General features: G+C 73.6%; 9 protein-coding genes, 1 tRNA gene and 1 pseudogene. 4 read left to right on the plus strand and 7 right to left on the minus strand.

The window, feature by feature from the left end; all coding sequences use genetic code 11:
• Positions 1-137 precede the first annotated feature (137 nt).
• Positions 138-3,986 (plus strand): annotated as a pseudogene (locus AC3EVP_RS11160) (nSTAND1 domain-containing NTPase); the annotation flags it as partial.
• A 150-nt stretch (positions 3,987-4,136) separates the two neighbouring features.
• Here AC3EVP_RS11160 and AC3EVP_RS11165 read toward each other — a convergent pair.
• Positions 4,137-5,024: a glycoside hydrolase family 16 protein gene (locus AC3EVP_RS11165; protein ID WP_435128892.1), complete on the minus strand. Its 888-nt coding sequence runs from the start codon at positions 5,022-5,024 to the stop codon at positions 4,137-4,139.
• Between the two features lie 382 nt (positions 5,025-5,406).
• Here AC3EVP_RS11165 and AC3EVP_RS11170 point away from each other — a divergent pair, with 382 nt between their 5' ends.
• Positions 5,407-6,765 (plus strand): hypothetical protein, encoded by a 1,359-nt coding sequence (locus AC3EVP_RS11170; protein ID WP_435128636.1) that lies wholly within the window; start codon positions 5,407-5,409, stop codon positions 6,763-6,765.
• Between the two features lie 92 nt (positions 6,766-6,857).
• A complete protein-coding gene (locus AC3EVP_RS11175; protein WP_435128639.1) occupies positions 6,858-7,442 on the plus strand; it encodes a hypothetical protein in 585 nt (194 codons plus the stop codon).
• Between the two features lie 103 nt (positions 7,443-7,545).
• Here AC3EVP_RS11175 and AC3EVP_RS11180 read toward each other — a convergent pair whose 3' ends face one another.
• From AC3EVP_RS11180 to AC3EVP_RS11190, 3 genes are all read right to left on the minus strand, one after another.
• Positions 7,546-8,403, minus strand: a complete 858-nt coding sequence (locus AC3EVP_RS11180; protein ID WP_435128642.1) for an aldo/keto reductase — start codon at positions 8,401-8,403, stop codon at positions 7,546-7,548.
• Positions 8,400-8,834 carry a cupin domain-containing protein gene (locus AC3EVP_RS11185; RefSeq protein WP_435128645.1) on the minus strand — a complete coding sequence of 145 codons (435 nt, stop codon included), beginning with the start codon at positions 8,832-8,834 and terminating at the stop codon, positions 8,400-8,402. The genes AC3EVP_RS11180 and AC3EVP_RS11185 overlap by 4 nt, the downstream gene beginning before the upstream one ends.
• A gap of 113 nt (positions 8,835-8,947) precedes the next feature.
• Positions 8,948-9,268, minus strand: coding sequence for a carboxymuconolactone decarboxylase family protein (locus tag AC3EVP_RS11190; protein ID WP_435128648.1), 321 nt, complete (start codon positions 9,266-9,268; stop codon positions 8,948-8,950).
• A gap of 236 nt (positions 9,269-9,504) precedes the next feature.
• Between AC3EVP_RS11190 and AC3EVP_RS11195 the strand changes: the two genes are divergently transcribed.
• Positions 9,505-10,383 carry a helix-turn-helix transcriptional regulator gene (locus AC3EVP_RS11195; RefSeq protein ID WP_435128651.1) on the plus strand — a complete coding sequence of 293 codons (879 nt, stop codon included), beginning with the start codon at positions 9,505-9,507 and terminating at the stop codon, positions 10,381-10,383.
• A 58-nt stretch (positions 10,384-10,441) separates the two neighbouring features.
• Here AC3EVP_RS11195 and AC3EVP_RS11200 read toward each other — a convergent pair whose 3' ends face one another.
• The 3 genes from AC3EVP_RS11200 to AC3EVP_RS11210 form a co-directional block, all read right to left on the minus strand.
• Entirely contained in the window at positions 10,442-11,059 is a 618-nt protein-coding gene (locus AC3EVP_RS11200; protein ID WP_435128654.1) for a LysR substrate-binding domain-containing protein, read from the minus strand.
• 82 nt (positions 11,060-11,141) lie between these two features.
• Positions 11,142-11,215 (minus strand) — tRNA-Thr (locus tag AC3EVP_RS11205).
• 175 nt (positions 11,216-11,390) lie between these two features.
• Positions 11,391-12,989, minus strand: a complete 1,599-nt coding sequence (locus AC3EVP_RS11210; RefSeq protein WP_435128657.1) for an alpha/beta hydrolase — start codon at positions 12,987-12,989, stop codon at positions 11,391-11,393.
• Positions 12,990-13,111: the final 122 nt, after the last annotated feature.

Here is a 13,111-nt window from a genome sequence, read left to right on the forward strand (position 1 = left end):
GGCTCGCCCCGCACCGCCAAGTGCCGCGGGCGCGCGTACGGCCCGGGGTTCCACCGCATCCCGCCCCCACCACGCTGCCGGGTTCAGTAGCGTAAGTGGACAGGCCAGGAGACGCAGCAGGGCGGGGGCTCACCGGTATGACGGACGCGGCGCAGCCCGGTCGACCCCAGGGCCCGGTGGACCCGGAAGAAGGGCCCGTCCAGCGGTTCGCCTCCGAACTGCGCGCGCTCCGGGAGGAGTCCGGCACACCGACCTACCGGGACATGGCCAGGGCGACCGGGCTCGCGGTCAGCACCCTGTCAACTGCCGCGGCCGGGCGGCGATTGCCGTCACTGCCCGTCGCGCTGTCCTTCGCCGGGTTCTGCGGCGGGGACCCCGGCGAGTGGGAGCAGCGGTGGCGGCGCGCGGCCGAGGAGGACAGCGCCCTGCGCGCCGCCGGCAGCGGCAGTGCCCCGCCGTACCGGGGGCTGTCCCGGTTCGAACCGGCCGACGCCGGCCTGTTCTTCGGCCGCGACGCCGTACTGGAGCGGCTGGTCGCCCTGTCCGGCAGCCGCCGGTTCACCGCCGTCTTCGGCCCGTCGGGCAGCGGCAAGTCCTCGCTGCTGCGGGCCGGCCTGATCCCCCGGCTCGGCGCCGCCGACCCAACTGCCCCGCGCCCCGCGGCGATCCGCATCCTCACGCCCGGTCCCCGCCCGCTCACGACGCACCGCGACCGGCTGCGGCCGGCCCCCGGCGACAGAGACGGCGGCGACGGCGACGGCGATACCTGGCTGATCGTCGACCAGTTCGAGGAGCTGTACACCCTGCGTCCCGACCCGCAGGAGCGGCAGGAGTTCGTCCGCCGGCTGCTGGCCGCGCAGGAGCCCGGCAGCCGGCTGCGGGTGGTCGTCGCGGTGCGCGCCGACTTCCTGGGCCACTGCACCCGGCACCCGGAGCTCGTCGCCGCCCTCCAGGAGGGCTCCGTGCTGACCGGCCCGATGAGCCGGGACGAGCTGCGAGCGGCGATCACCAGGCCCGCGACGGTACGCGGGCTGCGCGTGGAGAGCGCGTTGACGGAGCAGCTGCTCTCCGCCGTCGAGGGCGAACCCGGCGGGCTGCCGCTCATGTCCCACGCCCTGCTGGAGACATGGCGGCACCGCAAGGGCAACGTGCTGACGCTGGCCGCCTACGAGCAGGTCGGCGGGCTGCGCCAGGCGGTCGCCCGGACCGCCGAGGAGGTCTACGGCAAGTTCACCCCGGCGCAGGCCGGCACCGCCCGCCGCATCCTGCTCCGGCTGGTCGTCCCCGGCCGCAACGGTGCGCCCGACACCCGCCGCCCCGCCGACCGGGCCGAGATAGACGCCGGCGAGGACAGGGAGACCACCGACGCCGTCGTGGAACAGCTGGTACGGGCCCGGCTGCTCACGGTCGACGCGGCGGCGCACCCGCCCACCGCGCCGGACGCCCTCGCCGCCCCGGCAGACGGCCCGGCAGACGACACGGCACACGGCGCAACCCACCTCCCGGGCGACAGCCCGGCAGACGGCACCCACCTGCCCGGCGGCCCCGGCGGCCCCGGCGGCGGAAGCGACGGCACCCTGGCGCTCGCCCACGAAGCCCTCATCACCGCCTGGCCCCGGCTGCGCACCTGGATCTCCGAGGAGCGCGACCGCCTGCTCGCGCACCGGCGGCTCGCCGACGCCGCCGCCTCCTGGCAGGAGGCGGAGCGGGACCCCGCGCTGCTGTACCAGGGCAGCCGGCTCGCGGACGCCGCGGAGGCGTTCCCTCCCGGCGACCCGTCCCTCAACACCGCGGAGCGGGAGTTCCTCACCCTGTCGCTGCGCCGCCGCTCCCGCTCCGTACGCCGGCGGCGCCTGTTCGTCGCACTGCTGGCCGTGCTGTCCCTGCTGACCTCGACCGCGGCGGTGGTGGCCCTCCAGCAGCGGGCCGGCGCCCAGCGGGCGCGCAACACCGCCGTCTTCAACCGGATCACCGCCGAGGCCGACGCGGTCCGCGACACGCAGACCTCGCTCGCCGCCTCCCTCGACCTCGCGGCCGACCGGCTGCGCCCGCTGCCCGACCTCTACACGCACCTGGTCACCGACTCCGGCAGCGCCCTGTCGACGCCGCTGGACATCGGCGCCGGTATCGTCACCGCGGCCGTCTACAGCCCGGACGGGCAGGTCCTGGCCACCGCGGACGACCACGGCCCCGTACGGCTGTGGGACGTCACCACCGCCACCCGGCCCCGGCTCCTCGGGAAGGTCGAGGGCGCCGTGCAGGTCGCCTTCAGCCCGGACGGCCGGACCCTGGCCACCGCGGGGACCGCCCTGGCCACCGCCGGAAGCGCCCCGGACGCCGCGGACCGCGCCCGGCTGTGGGACGTGGCCGATCCCGCCCACCCGAGGTCCCTGGCCGAACTGCCGTCCGGGCACACGGACTTCGTCACCTCGGTGGCGTTCTCCCCGGACGGCCGTACGCTCGCCACGGCCTCGGACGACCACACCGTGCGGCTGTGGGACGTCACCGACCAGCGGCGGCCGGCAGCGCTGGGCGGGCCGCTGACCGGGCACACCGGGGACGTCGACTCCGCCGTGTTCAGCCCGGACGGCCGCACCCTGGCCAGCGCGGGCATCGACGGGTCCGTGCGGCTGTGGCGGGTCACCGACCCCGCCCGGCCGGTCCTGCTGCGGGTGCTGGCCGTCAACACCGCGGGGGTCTACCAGGCCGTCTTCAGCCCGGACGGGCGCACCCTGGCCACCGCGGGCAACGACGACCTGGTCCGGCTGTGGGACGTGAGCGACCCCGCCGAGGCCACCGCGCTGGGCGAGCCGCTGACCGGCCACAGCGCCGCGGTCTGGTCGGTGGCCTTCAGCCCGGACGGCTCCATGCTCGCCAGCGCCGGCTACGACGACACGATCAGGCTGTGGAACGTCACCGACCCCCGCTATCCGGTCGCGTTCGGCCGGCCGCTGACCGACCACACCGACGGCATCTGGTCGGTGCGGTTCCGGCCGGACGGACGCGGGCTGGCCAGCGCCGGCTACGACGGCCGGGCCCGGCTCTGGACCCTGCCGGACACGGTCCTGGCCGGCTCCGACGGCGGCTTCGCGGCGACGGCGTACAGCCCCGACGGCCGGCTCGTCGCGACCGCGGACAGCAACAAGGGCGTCCAACTGTGGCGGACGAGCGGCCGGGCGGCCGCGGTGGGCCCGCCGCTCGAGTTCCCGGCCGCGGTGCACGCGGTGGCCTTCGCTCCGCGGGGCCATGTGCTGGCGGCAGTCGGGGACGCCGGCACCGTACGGCTGTGGGACGTGTCCGACCCCGCGCACCCGGTCGCGCTCGGGTCGCCGGCCGGCCTGGCCGGCGAGGTCGACACGGTCGCCTTCAGCCCTGACGGCCGCACCCTCGCCGCGGCCGGCGCCGAGGGCGTGATCCGGCGGTGGGACGTCACCGACCCGGCCCGGCCCGCGGCGCTCGGCGAGGACCTGGCCGCGCACGGCGGTCCGGTCACGTCCCTCGCCTTCGCCGCCGGCGGGCGCACCCTGGCCGACGGCGAGGAGAACGGCAGCGTGCGGCTGTGGACCGTCACCGGCCGTACGGCGCGGCCCGCCGCGGTGCTGACCGGCCACGAGGACTCCGTCACCGCGCTCGCCTTCAGCCCGGACGGGCGCACCCTCGCCAGCGGCAGCCGGGACCGCACCGTCAAACTGTGGAACGTCGCCGCCGCGCAGCGCTCCCCCGCCGGCGGCAGCCGGCCCCGCACCCTGACCGGGCACCGGGACTGGGTGTCCTCGGTCGCCTTCAGCCCCGACGGCCGCACCCTGGCCAGCGGGAGCCTGGACCGGACCGTGCGGCTGTGGGACGTCTCCGACCCGACCCGGCCGGCCGCGCTCGGGCAGCCGCTGACCGGCCACACCGACGCCGTCACCGCCGTCGCCTACAGCCCCGACGGCCGCACCCTGGCCAGCGTCTCGTGGGACGCCACGCTCCGGCTGTGGGACCTGCGCGCCGACCACGACACCGCCCGGATCTGCGCGCCGACCACGACACCGCCCGGATCTGCGCGGCCGTCGGGCCGACCCTCACCGAGCCGCTGTGGAAGAAATACGTCGGCCCGCTCGACTTCACCCCGCCGTGCCGGTGACGAGCAGCGGTCAGGACAGGGCGTAGACCCGGGCCCAGTCCACCTCGTACACGGCGCTCTGCACGGGGTCGGTGTCGTTGTCGCGCACCGCGTCCAACTGGAGGGTCTGGTGCAGCGACCCGGCGCACTGGATGCACCGGCGTACGTCGTCGGCGCCGCCGGAGAAGCTGTACCACTCCGCACCGTCGAGGTAGCCGGTGACATGGTCCGGCGTCCACTCGACCGCCACGTCGTGCCACTGCATCATGTCGACACCGCACTTCTGCGCCGACTCCTGCTGCGTCGGCACGCCGGCGTCCTGGGGGTAGTGGATGTTGGCCTGCGCGCAGTCGCCTCCCGGCACCTCGTCCTCCAGGTAGTCGTACTCCCCGTCCTGCGGCCAGCTCTCGGAGTCCGGCCACAGGATGAGCAGCGGGTGGTACGTCCACGCGGCCCCCGCCCCCGTGGGGTAGGACCGCACCCGGGCCTCCCACCTCCCGTACTGCTGGCCGAACCGCGACGCGAGCCACCCCGTGGTGCCGTCCCCGTCACCGACTTCCTCCAGAACGCCGCCCACGACCCGCGCGTTCTGCGGGCAGCGCTGCCCGTGACCGCCGTTGCCCGGCCAGCAGCCGTCGCTGTCCCCCGCCGTCTCCCACTTGGCCGGGTCGGGTGGCGCGGGCTGGGACGGCGAGCCGTAGTCGAACTCGTCGGTGCCGTCGGGGAGCGGGGTCCCCCAGCCGTACCGCTCCGCCGCTGAGACACCGTCGTCCGACGGCGCCGCGGCGGCCGCCCGCGGGCCGCCTTGTGCCGGGCCCGCCACGGCGACGAGCACCGCCACCACCGCGCTGACGGCGAGGCGGGCACCCCGCCCGCGCCGCCACCGGCCGGTCCGGGACTGCCGGTCCGTCCTTTCCATCCTTCTCCTCCGTTCCTCCGTCTCGACCGAGCGGGCACGGCAGATCCCCACCCCCGTGGAGGATCTGCCGGCCGAACCGCGTTGGCGCGGCCCGCCGCAGGACAAGTCCACCGCGCGGCGGGCTTGTTCGGCAGCCCCGCCGAGGGTGGCGAACAAGCCGGCGGCCCCCGGACCGGCCCCGCCTCGGCTCCGGCGCGCGCCCGAACCGCCCGTCCCGGCAGCGCCGTTGGAGCACCCGGGCCCGTGAGCCGTTGTTCGCCCCCGGGGCGGAGGTGTCGAACAACCCCGTGCCCGGGGTGAGCTGGACACCGACGGCCCACGGGCCGTTCTCGCCTGCCTGTGCGGGACGGCAGCACGGCACGGACAGAACTACGGAGGACAGATGGCCGAGACGATGCGCGGCGCCGCGCCCGGTGAGCCGGTCGCCGACGGCCCGGCCCCGCAGGAGGTGTCGCAGGAGGTGTCATGGTGCGCGGACCTGGCCGGCATCCGGCTGTACCGGCGCAACGCCTTCGCCGTCACCGGTCTGCCGGCGGACACACGGGAGTCCGGCGTACAGCGGTTCCGGCAGGAGTGGCAGGACCGGCAGGACGTGGCAGCGACCTGGCCGGGCGCGGCCGGCTCCCCGCTGGCCGGGCCCTTCGGCGCGCAGGAGGTGCGCGCGGCACTCGAGGCGTTCTCGGACCCGCGGCGGCGGTTGGCCGACGAACTGCTGTGGCTGTGGGACGGCGCGGCTCTCGGCTGCTCCTGCCCGGACCCGGTCCACCGCCGGCACGACGAGGCGGTGCGGTGCCATGCCCTCGCGCTGGAGGCGGCGGCCGGGCACCGCGAGGCCGCGCCGGAGGAGCGCGTCGAGCTGTGGGGGTGGGCGGCGGACGCCTGGGGCGCGCTGTGCGGGGGACCGGAGTTCGCGCGGCACGTCGCCGAACGGGTCAGGGCGCTGGGTGACGCGCGCTTCGGTGCGGTGGAGGCGGACGAAGTCGTCGCCGCTGTGCCGCGGTTGCTGGTCTCCCCGTTCCGCGAGATGGCCGCGGACGCCGACCTCGCGCCCGGGCTTCCCGAGCTCTGCGCGCGGTGGGCGCGGCACGCGGTGTTCGCCGGGCCGGTCACCGAGGTGTTCGAGGAGGTGGCGCGGGAGGGTGTGCGGACGGTCGCCGAGGGGCTGGCCGCGGTGGAGCGGAAGCGGGCGGACCGCGGCTACCAGGACGCCGTCCTGCTCGTGGAGCAGGAGGTGGTGCCGGCCTTCGAACGGCTGACCCGCCTGGGCCCGCTCGTCCCGGACCCGCGGCGCGAGGAGGCCGCCCACCTGCTCGCCGCCGGGCTCGACGACCTGGTCGGAGACCTACAGGACCACTACGTCGGGCTCATCCCGAACGGGAAGCAGCGCCGGACGGTGATCGAGCTCGCCGAGAAGGCGTACGCCGTCGCTCCCGAGCCCGACCGGAAGGCCCTGGAACGGAAGCGGGACGTCGTACGGCGGCAGTTCGGCGGCAGCGGCCCGGTCCCGGCACTGGAGACGGCGACCCAGACCCGCCTGCGGCAGATCGGCTGTCTTTCCGCCCTGCTGTTGTTCGTGGTGCTCCTCATCTTCAACGGCCCGATGATGGCGGCCGCCGGGACGTTCCTGACGGTCATCATCTACCTCCGCATCCGCATGGTCTTCCGCCTGGTCCAGTGGCTCGTGCGCCGCGTCCGGCGGCTCGTGCGGTCGGTCGGGGACCGCCGGAGTGGACCGGCGTGAGCCGCGGTGCGAGGACCAGGACCGGGCGGGTGCGGACCGGGCGGGTCCCCGGGCGGGTCCCCGGGCGGTCGGCCTGGAGCAGGTCGGCCGCAGTGTGGCAACTCCCCGTGCTCTGGGCGGCCTGGCCCTGGTACGACCACGAACCGGCCGTCCGGGTCCGCGTCGTAGTGTTCGTATCGGTCGTCCTCGCCACCGTGGTGATCGCGGTGGTGCCGGCGAAGACGGCCTGGTGGCACGGCTTCCACCGCAACTACGTGTGGGTGGTCTGCTCCGCCGTCTGTGCGGCAACGCTGTGGGGCGCCTTGCACCTCGCGCACGGTGCGGTCGGCGACCACCGGCTGATGCGCGGCCCCACCGCCACCGTCACGGCCACCCTCACGCAATGCAGGGGAGGCACCTTCGAGGGCCTCCCGACCTGCCTCTACAGCTGGACCGTCGACGGACACCGCGGCCGGCAACGGGACGTCGTCGCGTCGGCGACGCACCATCCCCGCCAGAAGCAGATCCGCGTCAACACCGACCAGAACGTCGAGCTGGTCCATACCCGCTTCAGGGAAGTCGCGAAGTGGACCGTCGCCGGCCTGCTCCTCGCGATCGACCTCGCCGTGTTCACCGCCGGGCGCAGCGCCTTCGAGCGGAACCTTGCGGATGGTCAGCGCCGACGGCGGCCTTGGTGAGCAGCACCGTGGCCACTGCCGGCAGGCCGGGTGCGTCGGGAGCGGCGGGTGCGTCGGGCACGTCGGGCGCCTTGTCGCCGTACAGGGGGCGTCACTTGCCGCGTCACTTGCCGCTGTAGACGGGGAAGGCGCTGTGCTCGCCGTAGTCCACGTCGCGCAGGTTCCGCAGCAGGTCCATGTCGGCGCCGGAGATCTCGAAGCCGACCTCGGCGTTGGACCGCATGTGGTCGGGGTTCGCGGTCTTGGGCAGCGACACCGTGCCCAGTTGGAGGGTGTAGCGGATGCACAGCTGAGGGACGGACACGCCGTACTTCTCCGCCATCGCCCTGACCTCGGCGTTCTTCAGGATCGCGCCGTGGGCGATCGGCGAGTACGCCTCCACGAGGATCTGCCGGCTCGCGCAGTAGGTCAGCAGCTCGGAAGGGGTGTTGCCGGCGTGCACGAGCAACTGGTTGACGTGCGGGGCGACCCGCGCGCCGTCCAGGACGTTCTCCAGGTCCTGCTGCTGGAAGTTGGAGACGCCGATGGCACGGATCGTGCCGGCCAGGTGGGCGTCCTCCAGGGCACGCCACGCCTCACGGTTGCCCTGGGCGTAGTCGCCGCCGCGGAAGTCGTCCCACGGCTGCGGGCTGTGGATCAGCATCAGGTCGATATGGTCCAGGCCCAGCTTCGCCAGCGAGCCGTCGATCGCGTCGACCGCATGCTGGTAGTCCTTGATCTCCGCGGCGAGCTTGGTCGAGACGAACAGCTCGTCACGCGGCACCCCGCAGGTGCGCACGCCCTCGCCGACGCCGCGCTCGTTGCCGTACGCCTGGGCGGTGTCGATGTTGCGGTAGCCGATCTCGACGGCCGCGCGAACCGCGTCGGCGGCCTTGTCGTCGTCGATGAACCAGGTGCCGAGCCCCAGCGTGGGGATCTCGACGCCGTTCGCCAGGGTGTAGGTCTCGTCCAGGACGGTCATGCGCTCGCTCCGTTCCTCGGCAGCTGCCCGTACACCTCGTCGGCGACGGGTTCGAGCCACTCGTTGCTGACGTTCTCGCCCGGCGTGATGAAGGCGACGTGGGAGAACCACGCATCGGCCTTCGCGCCGTGCCAGTGCTTCGTGCCCGCCGGGACGCGGACCACGCTTCCCGGTTCCATGCTGACCGGAGCCTCGCCGTCGGCCTGGTACCAGCCGCTGCCCGCCGTGCACAGCAGGATCTGGTCCCCGCCGCCGGCGGTGCCGTGGTGGATGTGCCAGTTGTTGCGGCAGCCCGGTTCGAAGGAGACGTTGCTGACGGGAACGCTCCCTGAGGCGAGCGGGGCCAGGTAGCTCTGGCCGACGAAGTACTGCGCGTAAGCGTCGTTCTTCTCCCCGAGCGGGAAGATCTGGTCAAATCCGTTGCCGGCCATGTCGTTCTTTCTTTCCGTCTGTTTCGGCCCGCCTCACCGTGCGGTGCGGGTGCCGTCTTCCGGGGTCTCGTCTTCCCGGATGTCGTCTTTCCGGCTCGCGTGCGCGCCTGCGCTCAGGCGGAGGACTCGTCGGCGATCTTCTTCAGCTGCGTGATCGCGGTCATGGCGTTGGGCCAGCCGGCGTAGAAGGCCAGGTGTGTGATCGCCTCCGACAGCTCCTGCACGCTCAGCCCGTTCTCCAGCGCCTTGCCCAGGTGGAAGGGGAGCTGCTCGGTGCGGTACAGAGCCGCCAGCACGCTGACCGTGACCAGGCTCCGGTCGCGCGGCGACAGCTCCGGCCGCTCCCACACGTCGGCGAACAGCACGTCATTGCTGACCTCGACCAGCTTCGGCGCGATACCGGCCAGCTCCTGGGGTGCGGACAACTTGGCCATCGGATGACTCCCTGCAACGAAACGAACACATGGACCGGCACGGATACGGCTCGGACCCACCGTCCGCCACCGGCGGCCCGACGGCATCTCCAGCGGAGGCCGCGATGCCGTCGGCGCGGCGCCGCATCCCTGCCGACTTCAAGAAAACCGCAGCTCACAGGCCCGGGAAAGGCACCGCCGTTACAGGTACTGACAGGACCCCCCACCTCTGCTCCACCCCGCCTAGCCTGGACGGCATGGACACCGCCCAGGAGATCCGCGAGTTCCTCGCCACCCGCCGCGCGAGGATCACCCCGCAGCAGGCCGGGCTGCCCGCCTTCGGCGGTGGAAACCGCCGGGTGCCCGGGCTGCGCCGCGAGGAGGTCGCCCTCCTGGCCGGAGTCAGCATCGACTACTACGCCCGCCTGGAACGCGGCCAGCTGGCCGGGGCCTCCGAAGAAGTCCTCGACGCACTCTGCCGCGCCCTCCAGCTCGACGACGCCGAACGCTCCCATTTGCACGACCTGGCCACCGCCCAGCGCCGGCGGCCGACCCGCCGCACCACTCGCCGGACCGGGGCCACCGTCCCCGCCAGCCTCAGGCGGGTCCTGGAGTCCATGACCGGCTCGCCGGCCTTCATCCGCAACGGCCGCCTCGACATCCTCGCCGTCAACGACCTCGGCCGCGCCCTGTACGCCCCCTTGTTCACCGCCACGGCCCCCGCCCCGGTGAACATCGCCCGCTTCCAGTTCCTCGACCCCACCAGCCGCGACTTCTTCCCCGACTGGGCCACCTCGGTCAACACCACCGTCTCCCTGCTGCGCACCGAAGCAGGACGCGCCCCGTCCGACACCGAACTGACCGGACTCATCGGCGAACTCGCCACCCGCAGCGACGAGTTCCGCGCGGCATGGGCGAAGCACAACGTGCGCCTGCACCAGACCGGACGCAAGGCGTTCCGCCACCCGGCGGTCGGCGAGATCACCCTCGACTTCGACACCATGCAGCTACCGGGCCAGGCCGGGCTGACCCTCACCGCGTACAGCGCCGAACCGGGCACCCCCGATCACGACTCGCTCGTGCTGCTCGCGTCCTGGGCCGCGACGGAACAGGAACGAGCGGACACCGGACCCTGACCACCCCGGCCACACCGGCGGCGGGCAGAACACATACGGACCCTCGGCGACAGCCAGGTCAGGGGACGCCCCAGCCTCCGTCGGGTTCGCCGCCGACGTGGGTCAGTGCGGCCTGGTGAAAGGCCTTGAGCCGGGCCGATTCCACCGGCGGCCGCCAGACGAAGCCCCATTCGTAGGGCGGCGCGTCGCCGAGCGGGACGTAGGCCACGTCGGGAGGGCGTAGGAGGCGGCAGCGTGGGCGGATGCGGGGTAGACGCCACGTCCGGCGCCGACCAGGGCAATGAGCTCCTGGACGGTCTCCCCCGTCCTCGCCGCGTCCGACCAGGCGGCCGTCCGGGGTGCGCGCCGGGACGTGGTGCGCGTCCCAGTCGTCGGGGAGGGAGCGCGGTGAGCGCAGCACGGTGTCGCGGGCGAGGTCGTCGAGGCGGACGCAGGCGCGTCGGGCGAAGGGGTGGCGGGCCGAAACGACGAGCGCGTGGGGTTCGCGGACGAGCACCGGTCCGACGGTCAGGTCCGGCTCCTCGACGGGCCGGGAGCACAGGAGGACGTCGATCTCGCCGCTGCGCAGCGGCACGTAGCCGTCGCTGAACTGCACCTCGCGAATGTGTATTTCCACGTCGGTGTGCCGACGCCGCTGCGCTCCCCTCGCGCTCCCTCGGACCTCTGCAAGCGCCACCGGTCGGCCTGTCGGACAGACGAAGCGCCGGCGAAAGGTAAAAACCCCAGGTCGCGAACTGTGCGACCTGGGGTTCCGGGTGAGCCGCCTTCGGGATTCGAACCCGAGACCTACGCATTACGAGTGCGTTGCTCTGGCCAACTGAGCTAAGGCGGCTTGGTGCGGGTGGTGCACTGCTTCGGACAAGGGTGTCAGCAGCAGCGGAGGAAAGTCTACAGGGTTCCCGGGGGTGGTCGGGACCGCGGGGGGATCATGGGGAGGGGCTGGTCACGGGGGTGGTCACCGGGCCGGGCGGGGCCGGGTGGGGGGCCGGTTGCGGGGCGGGGGCGGGTCAGGAGCAGGTTTTGCCGTTGGGCGGAACCGTCCCCGCCAGGAGGTAGGCGTTGACGGCGGAGTCGATGCAGGAGGACCCGCGGGCGTAGGCGGTGTGGCCGTCGCCCTGGTACGTGAGGAGGTGGCCCGAGGAGAGCTGGGACGCCAGGGACTTCGCCCAGGCGTACGGGGTCGCCGGGTCGCGGGTGGTGCCGACCACGAGGATCGGGCCGGCCCCGTCGGCGGTGATCTTCGCGGCGTGGCCGGTCGACGCGACCGGCCAGTACGCGCAGCCGAGGGACGACCAGGCGAGGGTGGTGCCGAAGAGCGGGGACGCCTTGCGGAAGGAGGGCAGCGCCTTCTCGACGTCGGCGGGGGACTTGAAGGCGGGGGGCAGGTCGAGGCAGTTGACGGCGGCGTTGGCGTACATCAGGTTGCTGTACTTGCCGCTGTCGTCGCGCTCGTAGTAGCTGTCCGAGAGCTGGAGGAGCGCGTCGCCCTGGCCCTTGGTCGCGTCGGTGAGGGCGCTGCGCAGGCTCGGCCAGGCGGACTGGTCGTACATCGCGGAGATCACACCGGTGGTGCCGAGGGCCTCGGTGAGCGGGCGGGAGACGTCGCCGGTCTTGAGCGGGTGGGCGTCGAGGGAGGCGAAGAGCGCGGTGAGGTGCTTGCCGGCGTCGGCGACGGAAGTGGTGCCGAGCGGGCAGCCGGAACGGGCGACGCAGTCCTTCGCGAAGGCGTCGAACGCGACCTCGAAGCCGCCGGCCTGGGTGCGGCTGCTGTCGAGCGCGCTGATCGAGGGGTCCATGGCGCCGTCGAGCACCAGGTGGCCGACGTTCTTGGGGAACAGCCCGGCGTAGGTGGCGCCGAGGAAGGTGCCGTACGACTTGCCGATGTAGTTGAGCTTCTTGTCGCCGAGGATGGCGCGCAGCACGTCCATGTCGCGGGCGGAGTCGACGGTGGAGACGTGGGCGAGCAGCTTGCCGGAACGGTGTTCGCAGCCGTTGTCGAAGGTGCGGTCGGCGGTGGTGACGGCCTTGATCTCGGCGCTGTTGTCGGGGGTGGTGTCGACGGCCGTGAAGGCGTCCATCTGCTTGTCGGTGAGGCACTCGACGGGCTGGCTGCGGGCGACGCCGCGCGGGTCGACGGCGACCATGTCGTAGCGCGAGGTGACGGCGGAGGGGTAGCCGAGGGCCGCGTACTGGAGGTAGTCGATCGCGGAGCCGCCCGGGCCGCCCGGGTTGACCAGGAGGGAGCCGAGTTTGCCGCCCTTGCCGGTGGCCGCCTTGCGGGCGACGGCGAGCTTGAGGTCGTCGGCGGACACGGGGTGGGCGTAGTCCAGCGGGACCTTCATCGTGCCGCAGTCGAAGCCCGACACGCCGCAACTGTGCCAGCTGATCTTCTGGTTGTAATACGACGCCAGGTTCGCGCTGATGCCGCCCGCGGCGGAGCCGGCCGCCCCGGAGGACGCGGCGGTGGACCCCGCGGAGGCGCCGGGCGAGTCCGCGGCCGCCTTGTGACCGCCCCCTCCCGAGCAGGCGGACAGCAGCAGCCCGGTCACCGCGATCACGGTGGCGGGCATGCGGAGCAGGCGCATGGAGTGCTTGGCGGCTGGCATCGGCGGCTCGGGTCCTCCCGTTGACGTGAGGCGAGCGTATCCGGCGTGGGGCGCCGAGGTTCGCCACGCCTGTCGCCTTTTGAGTGATTCCGGGTTTTACGGGTGGTTACGAGGTGTGACGA

The sequence above is a fragment of the Actinacidiphila sp. bgisy144 genome (assembly GCF_057708105.1).

Excerpts from the sequence above, each read along its gene's own strand:
- AC3EVP_RS11185 (WP_435128645.1), bottom strand. The coding sequence starts at position 8,834 with ATGGCCGGCAACGGATTTGACCAGATCTTCCCGCTCGGGGAGAAGAAC.
- AC3EVP_RS11180 (WP_435128642.1), bottom strand. The coding sequence starts at position 8,403 with ATGACCGTCCTGGACGAGACCTACACCCTGGCGAACGGCGTCGAGATC.
- AC3EVP_RS11195 (WP_435128651.1), top strand. The coding sequence starts at position 9,505 with ATGGACACCGCCCAGGAGATCCGCGAGTTCCTCGCCACCCGCCGCGCG.
- AC3EVP_RS11170 (WP_435128636.1), top strand. The coding sequence starts at position 5,407 with ATGGCCGAGACGATGCGCGGCGCCGCGCCCGGTGAGCCGGTCGCCGAC.
- AC3EVP_RS11190 (WP_435128648.1), bottom strand. The coding sequence starts at position 9,268 with ATGGCCAAGTTGTCCGCACCCCAGGAGCTGGCCGGTATCGCGCCGAAG.
- AC3EVP_RS11165 (WP_435128892.1), bottom strand. The coding sequence starts at position 5,024 with ATGGAAAGGACGGACCGGCAGTCCCGGACCGGCCGGTGGCGGCGCGGG.
- AC3EVP_RS11210 (WP_435128657.1), bottom strand. The coding sequence starts at position 12,989 with ATGCCAGCCGCCAAGCACTCCATGCGCCTGCTCCGCATGCCCGCCACC.